The organism is Parapedobacter composti, assembly GCF_900112315.1.
GTDB classification, from domain to species: domain Bacteria; phylum Bacteroidota; class Bacteroidia; order Sphingobacteriales; family Sphingobacteriaceae; genus Parapedobacter; species Parapedobacter composti.
Window position 1 is genome coordinate 120,508 of the sequence record NZ_FOLL01000016.1, and the last position, 14,418, is coordinate 134,925.

11 protein-coding genes and 1 tRNA gene are annotated in these 14,418 nt (G+C 52.0%); 9 read left to right on the forward strand and 3 right to left on the reverse strand.

From position 1 onward, the window contains the following. Positions 1 to 2 precede the first annotated feature (2 nt). A complete protein-coding gene (pxpB, locus tag BM030_RS15595; protein WP_090974532.1) occupies positions 3 to 716 on the reverse strand; it encodes a 5-oxoprolinase subunit PxpB in 714 nt (237 codons plus the stop codon). Positions 717 to 814: 98 nt separating this feature from the next. Further along, positions 815 to 892, reverse strand: a tRNA-Val gene (locus BM030_RS15600). A 153-nt stretch (positions 893 to 1,045) separates the two neighbouring features. On the opposite strand from BM030_RS15600, the gene BM030_RS19875 reads away from it, so the two are divergent. Next, entirely contained in the window at positions 1,046 to 1,201 is a 156-nt protein-coding gene (locus tag BM030_RS19875; RefSeq protein WP_170845768.1) for a hypothetical protein, read from the forward strand. 25 nt (positions 1,202 to 1,226) lie between these two features. Here the strand turns inward: BM030_RS19875 and BM030_RS15605 are convergent, their stop codons facing one another. Next, on the reverse strand, positions 1,227 to 2,291 hold the full coding sequence (locus BM030_RS15605) for a DinB family protein (protein WP_090974533.1): 1,065 nt from the start codon (positions 2,289 to 2,291) through the stop codon (positions 1,227 to 1,229). A gap of 246 nt (positions 2,292 to 2,537) precedes the next feature. Between BM030_RS15605 and BM030_RS15610 the strand changes: the two genes are divergently transcribed. From BM030_RS15610 to BM030_RS15645, 8 genes are all read left to right on the forward strand, one after another. Next, positions 2,538 to 3,128, forward strand: coding sequence for an RNA polymerase sigma factor (locus BM030_RS15610; RefSeq protein ID WP_139215918.1), 591 nt, complete (start codon positions 2,538 to 2,540; stop codon positions 3,126 to 3,128). 147 nt (positions 3,129 to 3,275) lie between these two features. After that, a complete protein-coding gene (locus BM030_RS15615; protein ID WP_090974535.1) occupies positions 3,276 to 4,289 on the forward strand; it encodes a FecR family protein in 1,014 nt (337 codons plus the stop codon). Positions 4,290 to 4,613: 324 nt separating this feature from the next. Next, on the forward strand, positions 4,614 to 7,979 hold the full coding sequence (locus tag BM030_RS15620) for a TonB-dependent receptor (RefSeq protein WP_244518989.1): 3,366 nt from the start codon (positions 4,614 to 4,616) through the stop codon (positions 7,977 to 7,979). A gap of 2 nt (positions 7,980 to 7,981) precedes the next feature. Then, complete coding sequence (locus BM030_RS15625) at positions 7,982 to 9,682, forward strand: DUF4397 domain-containing protein (protein ID WP_139215919.1); 1,701 nt, start codon at positions 7,982 to 7,984, stop codon at positions 9,680 to 9,682. 7 nt (positions 9,683 to 9,689) lie between these two features. Next, entirely contained in the window at positions 9,690 to 10,904 is a 1,215-nt protein-coding gene (locus tag BM030_RS15630; RefSeq protein ID WP_090974537.1) for a hypothetical protein, read from the forward strand. A 10-nt stretch (positions 10,905 to 10,914) separates the two neighbouring features. Further along, positions 10,915 to 11,973, forward strand: a complete 1,059-nt coding sequence (locus BM030_RS15635; protein ID WP_090974538.1) for a fasciclin domain-containing protein — start codon at positions 10,915 to 10,917, stop codon at positions 11,971 to 11,973. A gap of 22 nt (positions 11,974 to 11,995) precedes the next feature. After that, on the forward strand, positions 11,996 to 13,201 hold the full coding sequence (locus BM030_RS15640) for a fasciclin domain-containing protein (protein WP_170845769.1): 1,206 nt from the start codon (positions 11,996 to 11,998) through the stop codon (positions 13,199 to 13,201). 10 nt (positions 13,202 to 13,211) lie between these two features. Continuing rightward, positions 13,212 to 14,231 carry a fasciclin domain-containing protein gene (locus tag BM030_RS15645; protein ID WP_170845770.1) on the forward strand — a complete coding sequence of 340 codons (1,020 nt, stop codon included), beginning with the start codon at positions 13,212 to 13,214 and terminating at the stop codon, positions 14,229 to 14,231. Positions 14,232 to 14,418 lie beyond the last annotated feature (187 nt).

The window sequence follows — 14,418 nt, forward strand, 5'->3', positions numbered from 1 at the left end:
CACTATCTGCATTCCGTTATTACCTTAAATACAACCCGATCTCCCGCTTTTAATAACGTGGGCTGAGCGTTGTTGGCATCGAAAAGACGCAGCGGTGTACGGCCTATGATTTGCCAGCCTCCCGGACTCTCCAGCGAGTAGATACCTGTTTGTTTGCCAGCAATGCCTATCGATCCCGCCGGTACGGTGCCACGGGGCGTTGATTTGCGCGGTGAAGACAGCTCACCGGGCATTCCGCCCAAGTAAGCAAAGCCCGGCGTGAATCCTACCATGTACACATGATAAACAGCAGTACTATGTAGTTGGATTACTTCGTCCGGGGTCATGCCGATAGATCTGGCCACTTCGTTCAAATCAGGTCCGGATACACCTCCGTAGCATACCGGAATGGCGATCGGGCTGGCAGTGGATAGGGCCGGGGTGCTTCCTCCGCGGTTAAGTCCCTTTAAGAAGCCGGCAACCCGTTCAAAGCAATTGATGCCATGCAGACGGGGCGACTGGATAACAACCACAGGATCGAAAAAAATACTCAGCGTGGTGTAGGCAGGCACGGTAGTACGGAAGCCGTCGAAAGGGCTGTGGCACAACAATGCATTGAACCGGGTGATGCGCTCCAGGGTATCTGTGGAAATATCCGGCGCAAATTCAATGGCAACAGCAAATTCGCTTAGCGAATATATCGTAAAACCGTCATTTGTTTGCGTCTGAATATCCATCCGTTAGGTGTAATACCGACCAATGATAGTCAAAATTAATTGGCGGTCAAAATCCATACCGAAGTATGTACTCGGCGAGATGCCGTTTCAGAGGGCTGTGGTGGGAAATACAGGGCTCGAACCTGTGACCCCTACCTTGTCGAGGTAGTGCTCTGAACCAACTGAGCTAATTTCCCTGATGATGGCACAAAAATAGCGTTTTTTAATAATCCGGCAAATCCTCGCGAATCTTTTTATTCTTGCAGGCACAGTCATAGCGAACAATCTCTGTACGCATTTGTTATTAATATATTGATAGTGATTTGTGAACACACATAAAAGAATAAGTCATGAGCAAGGAAAAGCCCGAAAAGAAAGGAAATAAAAAAGCCGAAGAGAAAAAAAACGCTAATGAACAGGAATTTGTTCCAGAGCGCTTCTCCGTAAAGGACCTTAGGCGGCACCAAAGTCCGAAAACAAGCCGGAATCCCAAGGTAATCCGTTAACACGGGGGGATCCCGGCTCTTCGTATCAACTCTTTGGAAATTGGGGATCCGCTTTTACCTCTTCAATCTGAAGCGTATGCCGCGCGCAGTGCGCAGCTATGAATAACAGGTTCTGGTATCCGTCAATGATACCGCCGGGGAATTCGGCAATATGGTTCCTTAAGTCTTCTACATTAGCTTGCTGAATGAAGTCCAACACGGTATTGCGGATGGTTGCCAAGTCGTTCAGCGCTGCCTCAGCATCGCGGTATTTTCCTGTTGGCTGCAGTGCTTCGGGAGCCTTATGCTTCTGGCTGCGGTCGGTTATACCGGTTATCAGAGCTTCGTCGCTGCTGGCCACTTCCGGGCGGCGCTCGGGTTGAGCCGGCTTATCCAGTTCTGCCTTTGCCATGTCAAATAACAGCCGCTCGGAGGCTACAATATGTTCCAGGCATTGACTGATGGACCACTGGTCTGCTGTAGGTTTAAATTGCAGTTGGGCCTCACTTAGTCCGGCTACACTGTTTTTCAACCGTTCCGTCGTCTGGTTGTAATAATCAATCAAGTACGCTTTGCTGCCCGTTTCCGGGCGGGACTCCAGCATGCCCTTCAGGTTTCGCAGCCCTTCTTCAAAGTCCTTGTCCATATCCACGAACCAGTTCATCAGGTTGAGCGGGTAGGATGATTTGCCGCTGATTTTCCATTCCACCTCCGTGGCATTCGGCCCCCCTTCCTCTTCCACAGTTAGCAATGCCTTGGCGGGGTTGTCAGATCCCATAAAGAATAAGTCAGACTCTACCCGCTGGCCATCAGCGATGCTCGTGATCACTTGTCTCCCTTGCCCAATTTTCTTCCCGTCCCATTCAACAGTGGCGCCCACCGTACCGTCTGTGCCGGAGTACGTTTTTTTGGCATCCGGATCCATTTTGTACCAGACCCCATAGTTTTCTTGGTTTTTGAGGTACTTGATGTAATCAAACACCTCTTGTTTGGGTCTGTTAATGACGATGTCAGCTTCTGCTTCGAACTGCTTTGGAGCAAACAGTGCGAGCACCAGCACAAGGGCAACCAAACCGATGATGCCCAAGAGGATTCCTTTGATGATTTTCATGATTTAATGGTGTTGTTTATGATTAAAGGTATTAAATTTTTTACATCCCCGAGCACTAAGTGTATAACCCTGCAAACATAATATCAATAGCAGAATAACGAGAGGTGCGATTGGGTCAATATATAGGGGGAACTGCGACAACAAACGGAACCTGCCGCAACTGGATAATTAACAATCACATAATACTTGGATAACGTGCTGCTTATTTGCTCACCGTAGGTTTGGCGCTTGAAAGTACGGCCTGTTATGCCCCAAACTTACAATACATCCACAGATGCGTATCTTCTGGAAGAAGCCGGGCTCGGTAACGAAGCAGCGTTTGCGGTTTTATTTGAGCGTTATTTCCATAAATTGCATCGGTTTGCACTGAAACATCTCCGTGATGAATGTGTGGCCGAAGAGCTTGTGATGGATTTGATGGTCAATATCTGGAACAAACGGAAACAACTGCGTCCGGAGATTTCCATTGCGCCCTATTTGTACCGTGCATTGAGGAACGCCATTATTGACTGCTATCGCCAGCAACAGTCGCCCGTGCTTTTCCAGGATGAACTTCCAGAATCGTCCGCAGCGGATACGGACGCAGACCATGCTGTTCATGCCAAAGAGCTTAATGCTTGGTACCTCCGTCAGTTAAATAGTCTGCCAGTTACCCAGCGTACTGCCTTTCAGCTCAGCCGCGATGAAGGACTCTCGTATCCTCAGATTGCCGCAAAGATGAACGTCTCGGTAAAAGCGGTGGAAAAATACATCTCCAAAACGTTGGTAAACCTTCGTAAAAAATTTCAATACGGCACCAACTGCTTGATTATCTTTTTGATTTCGCTCATTTTTTAGGCGGCATTCCTTGGCGCTATTCTTTTCGATGCACCATTGCTGAAGCAATTGGCGGCAACGGCACTTCCGGTTTTCGAGCGAACAGAAAAAAAACGTAGGGTGCCCTGCCCGTTTTTCGTATAAACAGATAAAGGGAATTATCAGTTTATGGATAGCAATATTGACAGGGAAACCATCCAGCGATACCTTGAAGGGACATGTACGCCAGAAGAGGCCGCCCGCGTAGCGGAATTACTGAAACAAGACGGAGCCGAAAACATACTCAGGCAACTGCTGGATGCCGACTGGCAGCGGTTTGACGAAGGTCCGGCAGACGGAGCTACCGCAAAAGCGTGGCAACAGAAGTTTGTGGCCAGGGTCAGGCGCCGGGGCAGACATTCGAGATTCCCCTTCCAGCGTTTCTCGCAAGCGGCTATTTGGCTGCTGCTTGCGGGAGCAAGCTTCTTCATATACCAGACGCTTACAAATCGGGATACCCCAACCAACGAGGAACGCATCGCACATGTGGAGATGCAGGAAGTGGCCACACAACGGGGACAGCGTAAAACGGTGCACCTACCAGACAGTTCAGTTATCTACCTTGGTCCGGAAAGCCGGCTTCGGTTTGCCAGGAACTTCAATGGATTGGAAAAGCGGGCGGTGCAGTTCACTGGCGAAGCATTTTTTGAAGTTCATCCCAACCCGGATAAACCCTTTACCGTGCACTCAGGCGATTTGGAAACCCGTGTTCTCGGTACTTCGTTTAAAATAGATGCACATGAGCATCAGCCATATACCGTTCAGGTGGCAACGGGGAAAGTGCGGGTTAGCAAGACTACGCCGGATAGCATTGAAGCGCTGGCGGATTTAACCAAAGGACAGGCTATTCAATATACGTCTCATACCGCAACTGTCAGCCGTTTAACTGCTGATCCGACGCACCTGACAGCCTGGAAGAATGGTATGGCGGTGTATGAAAATATCAGCCTTGCGGCACTGGCACGCGAGATAGCGCGCTGGTATGATGTTGATGTAACCATCCATAATCCGGATATATCGGCGTACCGCATCACCATCGCTTTGTCTTGGAAAGATCCGCTGGAGCGATCGTTGAAAGCGATTAAGGCGACCGCTAATTTCGACTATACCATAACAGATAGGAAAATTGTATTGCACCATTAACTCAGGCAATGCCTAAAACTAAAAGGTATGCCATTTCTAAAGAAAGGAGGGATGTTAGCAACAGCATAAAACGTATAACAAAGAACTCCCCGCCAGAAGCGGGGAGCCCCGATAAGATGCAGTATTTCAGGTAAACCGATGTTTGGAAGCCTCGGGTTTGCCTCAAAACTGCCGGGTTCTGCGCAAAGGCGGAACCATTACGCCTGTTACTTAAAAAACGTAATCATCAAAAGTATGCAAAATGTAGGAAATCTACGCCATAATATATTGTTCGTTATGAAGTGTTCTTCGATGGTATTGATCCTGTTATGCTGGCTGTGCGGGATGTTACAAGCAGCGTCGGTAAATGGCCAATCGGTGAAGGATATTTACATCAGTATCGATTTACGACAATCTAATCTTAAGGAAAGTCTGCTGGAATTGCAGAAAAAAAGCAATGTCCGCATAGTGTTCGGGGCAGCGCTTGTGGATAATAAAGCAAGTAAAATCAACCTAAAAGAACAACACATCAGTTTAGCACAGGCGCTGGACCGCGTGCTTATGGACTCCGGTTTGCGCTACCGCGAGGTGGATGGTTTCGTGGTTATCCAGCCGATTCCGGTACAGGCGCGTGTCACCGGTCAGGTGTTGGATACCGACGGAAAAACCGCATTGGCGGGTGTATCCATCCGCATCAAGGGGTCGGGCGTGGGTACCACGTCTGATGAAAATGGCCGCTTTTCAGTTGGTGTTCCCGAAGAAGGGGCCGTGTTGGTGTTTACCTACCTGGGGTATGAAACCAACGAAGTGCCGGTAAGCGCGGGTGATCGGACTATTACCGTAAGGCTTACCGTGTCGGCTACGGCACTGGGTGAGGTAACTGTACAGGCCAGGCGCCGCGCCAATACGGAAATTGCGGTACTGGAAGAACGGAGAAACGCCTCCATCATCCAGGATGCCATCTCGGCCGACCAGATTCTGAAAACGGCAAGTATCACCACCACACAGGCATTGTCAAGAGTATCCGGGGTGACCATCACCGATGATAAATATGTGGCAATACGCGGGCTTGGCGATCGCAGTGTAATCGGGCAGCTCAATGGCGCGCGTCTCGCTTCGTCGAATCCCGACCGCAGTGCGATCCCCTTAGATCTCGTGCCCGCGTCGTTACTGGATAACATCACTATCTACAAGACCGTTACCCCGGATAAACCGGCGGATGCGGCGGCTGGTATCGTGGAGCTGAAAACCAAATCTGTGCCGGACAGCATGACGCTGGAGGTAATCGCTCAGACCGGCTTTAACTCCACCATCGGCATTGGCGGCGAGTTTAATAGCTTCTGGAACAGCGATATGGGAGTATGGGGGCAGAAAATAAATGACAAGCAACTGCCGGGCGATTTTCTCCGGCTGGGCAGCCAGTATCCGGGCGGGTTGCCGGAAATCCAGCAGCTGATTGCCAACAGCGGCTACAGCGCTACAGCCTTACAGGAGGCAAACCGGATTAACGGCATCATGCGCAGGTTCGACCCAGTGCTGACTACGCAGCACCAGCAGGCACCGCTCAACCAGCTTTATTCCGCCACGTTTGGCAATAGCTACGGTATCGGAAAGCACCGCCTGGGGGTTATACTCGGTGGAAACTATTACCGACGGACGACAGACGTGTACCGGGGGGAATTGAACCAGTACAGCATTTACCAAGGAGTGCTGACGGGGAATACGAACATTTACAGTCCACGGTATATTCCCAATTACATCACGCCCAACAGTTTATTTGTTGGCAAATACCAGACTTATTTGGAAAATACCGGTATCGAGACACTGAATTACGGTGTGCTGGGCGGGTTGACATACCGGTTCAGTCCGCGGCATGAGGTCAGTGCGCAGTATATGGGAAGCTGGGGGGGCGAAACGCAGGCCACCAACATGGATGGCGGTTATGAATATACCGGTATGGCAGGCGAGGTAAGTAGTATCGTCCATTCGCTCAGGCAAACCTACCGGACATTGCATACCTTCAATTTCCAGGGGGAACACAAGTGGTTTGCCGGAGAATATTCACCCCGGCTGAGCTACAATTTAGCGACCTCGTTGTCTGATCACCGTGACCCCGATTACCGGTTTGTCAATATGGCAAGCTATAAGCCGGTTGGCGGCGCTTGGTATACGCCGCCGGCTACCGACGCAGACGACCCGTTTCCGACACCCATATATACCGAACGGCTGTATGCGCTTACTTCGGGCTACGTAAACGGCTTCGGGGCGTATGGCACAATACAGGCCGAGCCTAACGGCCGCCGCTGGCGGAATCTCGAAGAGCAGGGATACAACTATAAAGCGGACGCCAGTTTCCCGTTTCCGCTTTTCGGCGAGCGTCAGGAATTCAAAGCCGGCTTCAATTACCTGAATCGTGACCGGGAGTTCGGCGAAAATATGCTGTTCCTGCCCGGTTCCAATTTCTACGGCAACGGCAGCCTTCCGCTGCAATTGGTGGACGGAAACCTTGACCGGCTCGTCGGGCCGGATGTGGTCGGCATCCGGCTGGCAGACGGCCAAACGGAAGAAGGGGGCATTCCAGTGGGTGGATTTCTCTATAATACCCGGAAGTCGCCGAATAATTACACCGGCTTCTTTGAAACCAACGCCTACTATGGAATGCTTGACCTGAAGCTGCCGGGGAATATCCGGCTGGCCGGTGGCGTGCGTTTCGAACGTACGAATATCCAGTCGGCCGTTGATACGACTAATGTATACACCGATCCCGCTGTGCAGGGGCAGGTTTCGTTTGTAAGTCCGAATACAGCCTACAAAACCGGCTATAAGCCGTATTATTCGGTGAACGCTACCTACACGTACCGAGACAACATGAACTTCCGCATGGCGTTCAACACCACATTGGCCCGGCCGGAACTGCGTGAAATCACCAATGTCTTCGAGTTCGATGCGTTCCAGATGGGATTGGTGGTAGGCAACCCTGAACTGGTAAACCAGCACACCACGAACCTGGACTTCCGTTGGGAGTGGTTTCCTGCCGCCGGTGAGGTCATCGCGGTATCGGCATTCGGAAAAGAAATCAAAAACCAGTTGGTCAAGGTCTTCAGCCTGCGCACGGAAGGGCTGGCCGCAACCTATCCCGAATTCCCGATTATCCAGTTTCAGAATGATCCCAATACTGGCCGCGTATGGGGGCTGGAGTTGGAGGTTGTCAAAAACCTGGGTACCCTTTGGGAACCGGCCCGTTATTTCTTCCTCGGGGCCAACCTGTTGTTGGCGCAAAGCGAGATACAGAAAACCCCGGATCGGCTGGCTGCCAGCCAGTTCATAGACCGCCACGCGCCGGAAACAAGTCCGCTGTTTGAGCAAGCGCCCTTTTCCATTAATGCTTGGCTTAATTACGACAACGAACGGTGGGGGACTGATCTGACGGCCACGTTTAACATGGTGGGCGAGCGGCTGGTGCAAATCAATCTGACCGGTGAGCCCGACCTGTACACACAGCCTGCAGCTATCCTTGATTTTGTGTTCAGCCAACGGATTAACAGGCGTCTGTATTTCAAGGGATATGCCAAGAACGTCCTTGATCCGGCGTTCAAGACCGTGTACGCCAACCCGGCAACGGGCGGTAAATGGTACGGCAGCGAGTACATCAACCGCAGTTACCGCAGGGGCGCAGAAGTAATGCTGGGATTCACGTATAACCTGTTTTAGCCATGAGACGTAAGATGATAGACAACGGACGTAAGACAACAAACTATTTATCTCTTTTTTTCCTGCTCCTTATCGTTTCATGCAGTAAGGAAAAAATCGGATTCACCCATGATAACCGAATGATAACAGCAGCGATGGAACCATCTAACGTGCGGATCGTCAACCTGCACTGGTTCAATCAGGTAGAAGCAGACGGTGATCGCCTGACCAATTTTATTTTTAACCAGCCAGACTCGGAAAATGAGTTCGACTATCCCGGCACCAAGTACTTTCCCGAGGGAGGTCGGCTCGGCAAACTGTGGAACATGCCGCAGGAGCTGTTCGGGCAGCGCGGTGTCGCGCACCTTCGGCTCTCCTTCATGGGGGTGCTGGGCTCTCCTGACCCATTGGAACTGGAACTTGAAAACTCCAACGAGCCGGTGGATTATTACCTGTCCGAACCCGCGATTCTTGACAAGGGTGCCGTCGTGAAGCGTGTTCCGCGCGATATTACGTCACCCAGTAAAGCCGATCACTTCAAAATCCGACTGATTAACTTGTCCGCGCCCGGTGTCAGGGACAATTTTGAGGATGTTCACGGGCCTCTTAGCTTGACGTGGGCCGACGGCAGCTCCATCAGCGATAAGCTGGAAAATGTTGCGCCGGGCGATCATTCCGACTACGTGGAACTTCCGTACGGAACTTATCAGTTCAAGGTACGCACGCCGGCCGGTACACAGGTCACCGGAAAGTGGTCGCGCACGTTATTGCTTGATCCGCCCAGCAGCTCGGTGGTTCCGGGCGATTCCAAAGACGACAGCGGCGTGATTTATGCACCTATCCATAGCTACAAGCCTGGAGGCGTTTATACTATTGTTATATCGCCGAAGGAATTTAATTACCCGTATCCAGAGGGTGGCCCGGGCATGACCTTGAGCGGGTTCCAGAATGCGTTCGAGATCATCGTAGACAATGCGGAGGCGGCCAATTTGACCTACGCCCGCGTACAGTTCGTCAACGCGTTGCCGTTCGCTGACGAGGCCACGTTTGCCTTGAAGGGATTAGCCACGAAAACGGAGCACTTGGCCTATGCGACATGCGGTGATTACCAAAGTGTCATAGCGGGCGAGTATGTTATTGATGTAGAAACACCCGCCGGTACCGTGACGGAGAAATACCGCATAGAAGCCGATCGTAACTACACCGTCTGGCTGTTCCATGACGGGGAGCGGGTGGCATTGCGGGTGGTGAGCAACCACCTCGGTGGCGACCGTTTCACGGGAACCGACGGGGAGGATGCTTCCTTTGACCGCATGCGGGATGCGTTTCATTTCAAATTGCGTTTCCTGAATTTGCATGCAGGCTATCCCCACGTCACCTTTACTGGTGCCGACGGGCAGGCATTCGGCGGGGCCGCCGCGGCTAAGGAGAACCTTGCCCCCGGCGAGGTGCGCGAAACGGATCCCTATGTGTGGATCCAGCAGTTGCATGCGCCCATCGTGGTCATGACTTACCGATCCTCACCGGGGGTGGTGCCGGGAAGCTGGGCCAGCGAAGTGCCGCTGCTGGGGAAGCTCCAGTTTATTGCACGCCCAGAATTGTATGTGCGCGGCGTGATCCCCGAGTTTGAACAGGGTACCTATACCGTTGCGCTGATTGGATCAGGCGACCAGCCTTCGGGCGACTTTCCGCCGCGCATGTTCATCGTTAAACACATCAAATAGAAGACTGATGAAAAGAATCAACATTTTTGCTTTTACTGCATGGCTTGCATTGGCCGGCTGTGCGAAAGTGGAATACCGGGAAATCCACGAACCTGCGTACCTGCGGGTGTTCAATAACCTCAACTACGAGGTGAAACTGGAAAACCGTTTCGAGGAGCAGCCGTTCCTCACCATGCTCATTGATCCAGAATTTGATGCCGAAGGCGTTCCCATCGGCGGAGCAATCGTGGGCGATCACCTGGATCAGCGCGCTTCCTACGCTCCGCCGTTTCCCACGCACAGTTCCACCAGCACCTCTTACCGCAATCCCGAATATCCCGGGAAAGCCAATGTGCTTGTTGGCCCCGTGCTGAACGGTTTTGACCTGTCGTCATGGGCGCAGATCCCGTCAGGAGAGCACCGTATCCTATTCGTCTTCCGGCCCATCAGCGCCGAACCGTTTGCTGCGCTGCCAGCGCGGCTGCGCAGCCAGGTGTTTATTGATACGGTGGTAAGCCTGGCGCCTGGTGAAGTGTATACGCTCCACGTTTTGCAGAAGGATTTCGTAACCAAGCAAAACGGGATGATACTCCGGCAGGAAAACTTCCACAAACAGCCTTTTGCCGACTCGTTGGTCTATTTCAACGTTTACAACATGAGCGCAAAAGGATTCTGGAATGCAGAAAGCATGTTGAAGCCGGAAATCACCAGCTATGGCAACATGCGGTGGGGAATGCGGGATGAGATGGATATGTACCTGACACTTAACCGCAGCATTCCAGGCGTTGATCATATGACGACCCTCTCCGAATCGCTTCCCTTGCCGGGGCACTACATGAATTACGTGGGAACCGTAAGACGGGATACCGAGCATGCAGCGGTAAGCCCATACGCCGCTTTTCCGGTATTTGCCGATACGGCATCCAATGGAATTTCTACCACCACTGTGCAAACCCTATTGCTTGTGGCACCGGGCATGGATCCGGCTGTTGCACCGGGGTCGTCGCGCGATGCGTTCGATAGCAATGGCACGTACATTCCCCTTGCTTTCCACGGTAAGATTCCAGACGTCAGGGTCACAGGCTTAGGTTCGGCGGTACCGTTTCCGAATATGATTGTCAGCGAGCATTCCGGCGTTTATAACCCCCGGTCGTTTGCCACGGTGAATAGCATCGAAGTGGTCAACGGAAGGGCTTACCTCATGACGGTGCAACGCAAATATGCACCGCCGGTTTACAATTAGTAGATGAGCTATGAAAAAACGATTTATGAAACTGATATGCTTCTTTGCTGGGGTTGCGCTGCTTGGGTTAGGCAGCTGCCAGAATGAAGACCTTGAACTCTTTGTGGAAAACAAGAATTACCGGAATGCGGTCGATTTCATCCGCAATAATTTTGAACTGACCCTATTTTATGCCGCGCTGGAAAGGGCAGACTTGCTGGAAGAACTGCAGGGAGACGAGCTGATCACCGTATTCGCCCCTGCTAACCAGGCCTTCCGTGCCATGGGCATAAGCCGTCCGGCCGATTTTGACCGGTTGGATCGGGATAGCCTACGCTTTATGCTCCGGTACCACCTGATGGGGGAGGTTGTATTTCTGTCAGATATACCCGAGCAATCGGTGGATAACCGGTATGTCAATAAAAGCGGAAAAGAGCTTTATCTCGCTGGATACAGAGACTACTATTATGTGAATGGCGCTGAGCTGATTTATCCGGATAATGTGCTGTCCAACGGTGTCCTGCATGTCATTGACAAGCCGCTGAAATATCAGGAAAAAACCGTTCAGCAAATGCTTGCCGACCGGCCGGATTGCTCCCTGTTTACTGCCGCCCTGAAGCAATTTGGCTATTGGGATCGCCTGGCCACGGAAGGCCCTTGGGTGGTTTTCGCTCCGCGCAATGAGGCGTTTGAACGGCATGAAATCACGTTGGCGGATATCGAGGCGATGAATCCGGACGATTACCTGCCGAGGTTGTTTGGCTCGTACCTCTTCAATAACCGGCTGTTCATGTCAGACCTGCATGTCACGTTCCAGTCACCCAACGGCTATCCCCGGTACAATGGCAACAACGTGATGGTGCCTATCACCGGTGATGAGGCGGTGAGCAGTGGTTTTTACCTGGCATCGCGCAGCAGGGGGATGCTTTTCCTTCAAACGAGTTTCAGTGGTTCCAACGTGCCCATTAGCCAGGTCGCGCTTTCCGCACCGCCCCTTACAGATCACCTGGCGGACAACGGCGTGCTCCATGAGGTGGAAGACCTCCTGGTACTGCCTGCTGCAGCACTACGGGAACCCCTACAGGATTAACGAAAAACAGGAATATAAAAAAATGAATAAATCAACGATAACTACGATATACAGTGCTTCCATAGCCCTGTTGTCGCTCTTTTTTTCATGCCGGAAAGCCGAATATGTTCCGGTGCCCCAAGGGGAACCTGTACCCGTTGAAGAGGTGACTCAAACGCTCGGCGCATTCCTGGACAGGCCGGGATACACCTTGTTCAAGGCCATGTGGGAAAAAAGTCACCTAAATGATTCGTTGGCGGCCTGGGGAACCAAACAGCCCCTAACCGTCTTCGTTCCCAGTGATGAGGCGGTCAGCGCAGCGGGGTATTCAGCAGCATCTATTGCGGCGCGCTCCGCCGAAGAACTGGATTCATTGCTGCTGTACCACATTGTCACAACGCGGCTGGATCCGGAGGTGCTTACACCGAAATTAGGCAACTTCAAAGCCACCACGAAGCTGCAAGGGCCATACCGGCGGTATGTTTTCAGTTCGGAGGCGCCGTATGTATACGAACACTATATCGGGTTCACAGCAGAGAACCTGATCATCAACGGTAAGCCAGTTGGGCGTTTCGCCGGGGAGGCGTTTTCGCACGGAATGCTGATACCTGTAGAACGCTTTTTGATTCGCCCCAGCAAGTATACCATTGAGGTATTAGAAGAAGACCCGCGCTTCAGCATCTTCCTGGAGGTGCTGCGGCACAACGATGATGGATACCGCAGTGTTAACAGGAAAACCCTGCCCTGGCTATCGTTTGATGGTACGTCTTTTGTTACCGGCCAGCCGCGTATACGCAGTTTAACGCTGCTGGTGCCCACCAATGAAGCGTTCATGGAGGCAGGATTCCCGGATGCAGCCAGTATTATCCGGCTGAACGGCCGCGCGCCATTTAACGGGTTCAGTGGCATACAGGTATCCGATTCCGTACTGACGTATCACCAATGGGGGCGTCACTATTACGAGGGCAACTGGAGAAACTCGACAGATTCAAACCCGCTGATATTTTTTTCCAACGATCTGAACAACGAAATGCTGGGTGGTTATCTCGTGGGGAGGCAGACGTTCAGCCAGCCGGCTTATCCCGTTCCGTTTGAATTTTTCCAAAGTGAGGGGCGGGTATCCCTTCGGCTGAAAGGCAGCCAGCAGGAGCCCGCTGAAATTGTCGAGCCGGACATCCTGACGCTGAATGGCCCCTTGCATGCCGTAAACAGGCTGTTCGTTCCTGATGGTTTTAACCTGGACTATTAAACTTTTTGTGATGCGTAGACAAATAAATCCAAATAAACAGCAGACAGCCATGCCATCATGGCTGTGGACTGCTGCATTGATGCTGTTTGCTTTCGGTGCTTGCGAGAAAGAAGAAGCGAACATCGTTGACCTGAACCAAAACCAGATACGCTATGTGGTGGCTGATAATTTTAACCTGTCGTTGTACGACGGCGCAATCAGGTTGGCCGGACTGGACAACAAGCTGGTGGAACCCGGCCCGTTCACGTTGCTGGCGCCGACGGATGCGGCATTCAATGAGCTGGGAATCAGCACCCCCGAAGGGTTGGCCGGTTACGATCGGAAACGGCTGGGCCAGATAGCTGCTTATCACGTGCTGGACGGCAGGTATGACCTGGACCATACGCCGTTTGTGTTCAACCAGGAAGCCCGGTCCATTACCGGGGGCAAGCTGTTTGTAAGCCGCTGGATAAAAGGAGGAGATACGTTGCTGACCGTCAACGGTGCGTTGGTGAATCCGCTGAAATTGGAAGCCAGCAACGGATTGGTGCAGGTGGTTGACCGGCTGCTGGAGCCTTATCTGCATGAACAGATTACAGACGCCATTGCCGCGGAGGCCGACTTAACTATTTTTTATGAGGCGATGAAGCGGACGGGCGTACTTGCTGATTTCGGCAGGGATGGAAACTATACCGTTTACGCGCCGGATAACAGTGCCATGCGGGCCGCAGGATACGGGGGAGTAACGGCCATTGCGGAAGCGGACCCGGCGCAACTCCGTAATTTCGTGAACTATCACATCGCCGGAATCCGTCGGTTTGCACATGACTATTTCCTGACCGCATCGGCCGACCAGACGGAGGTCAGGCAATTGATGCGGAATGGCAGTGAAACCATCATTACGCTATTTCCAGACTGGGAAAATCCGAACTTGTTTATGGGGCTTTCCATCCGGGGCACAAACAATGCTTGGGATGCGAATTTTCTCCGGCGGGATATCCTGACGGGCAATGGCGTTTTGCACGTTATCGATCAGGTATTAACGGATTAGGACGTCAACCAAATTACATTAAAATTCAACAGAACTGATGAAGACGTTATATACTTTGCTATTGCTCAATTTTTGTTTTTCTTTTTCGGTGTCCTATGCTCAGGAAACCTCGGGCTCCCTGACGGGCCGGGTGACGGACGTTTCCGGTGGGGGCCTTGCGGGTGCGACGGTGACGGCGGTTCATACG

What these genes read in the sequence shown, in the direction of transcription:
- BM030_RS15630 (WP_090974537.1), top strand. Translation starts at nt 9,690, where the DNA reads ATGAAAAGAATCAACATTTTTGCTTTTACTGCATGGCTTGCATTGGCC.
- BM030_RS15615 (WP_090974535.1), top strand. Translation starts at nt 3,276, where the DNA reads ATGGATAGCAATATTGACAGGGAAACCATCCAGCGATACCTTGAAGGG.
- BM030_RS15635 (WP_090974538.1), top strand. Translation starts at nt 10,915, where the DNA reads ATGAAAAAACGATTTATGAAACTGATATGCTTCTTTGCTGGGGTTGCG.
- BM030_RS15625 (WP_139215919.1), top strand. Translation starts at nt 7,982, where the DNA reads ATGAGACGTAAGATGATAGACAACGGACGTAAGACAACAAACTATTTA.
- BM030_RS15620 (WP_244518989.1), top strand. Translation starts at nt 4,614, where the DNA reads ATGTTACAAGCAGCGTCGGTAAATGGCCAATCGGTGAAGGATATTTAC.
- BM030_RS15640 (WP_170845769.1), top strand. Translation starts at nt 11,996, where the DNA reads ATGAATAAATCAACGATAACTACGATATACAGTGCTTCCATAGCCCTG.
- BM030_RS19875 (WP_170845768.1), top strand. Translation starts at nt 1,046, where the DNA reads ATGAGCAAGGAAAAGCCCGAAAAGAAAGGAAATAAAAAAGCCGAAGAG.
- BM030_RS15645 (WP_170845770.1), top strand. Translation starts at nt 13,212, where the DNA reads ATGCGTAGACAAATAAATCCAAATAAACAGCAGACAGCCATGCCATCA.
- pxpB (WP_090974532.1), bottom strand. Translation starts at nt 716, where the DNA reads ATGGATATTCAGACGCAAACAAATGACGGTTTTACGATATATTCGCTA.
- BM030_RS15605 (WP_090974533.1), bottom strand. Translation starts at nt 2,291, where the DNA reads ATGAAAATCATCAAAGGAATCCTCTTGGGCATCATCGGTTTGGTTGCC.
- BM030_RS15610 (WP_139215918.1), top strand. Translation starts at nt 2,538, where the DNA reads ATGCCCCAAACTTACAATACATCCACAGATGCGTATCTTCTGGAAGAA.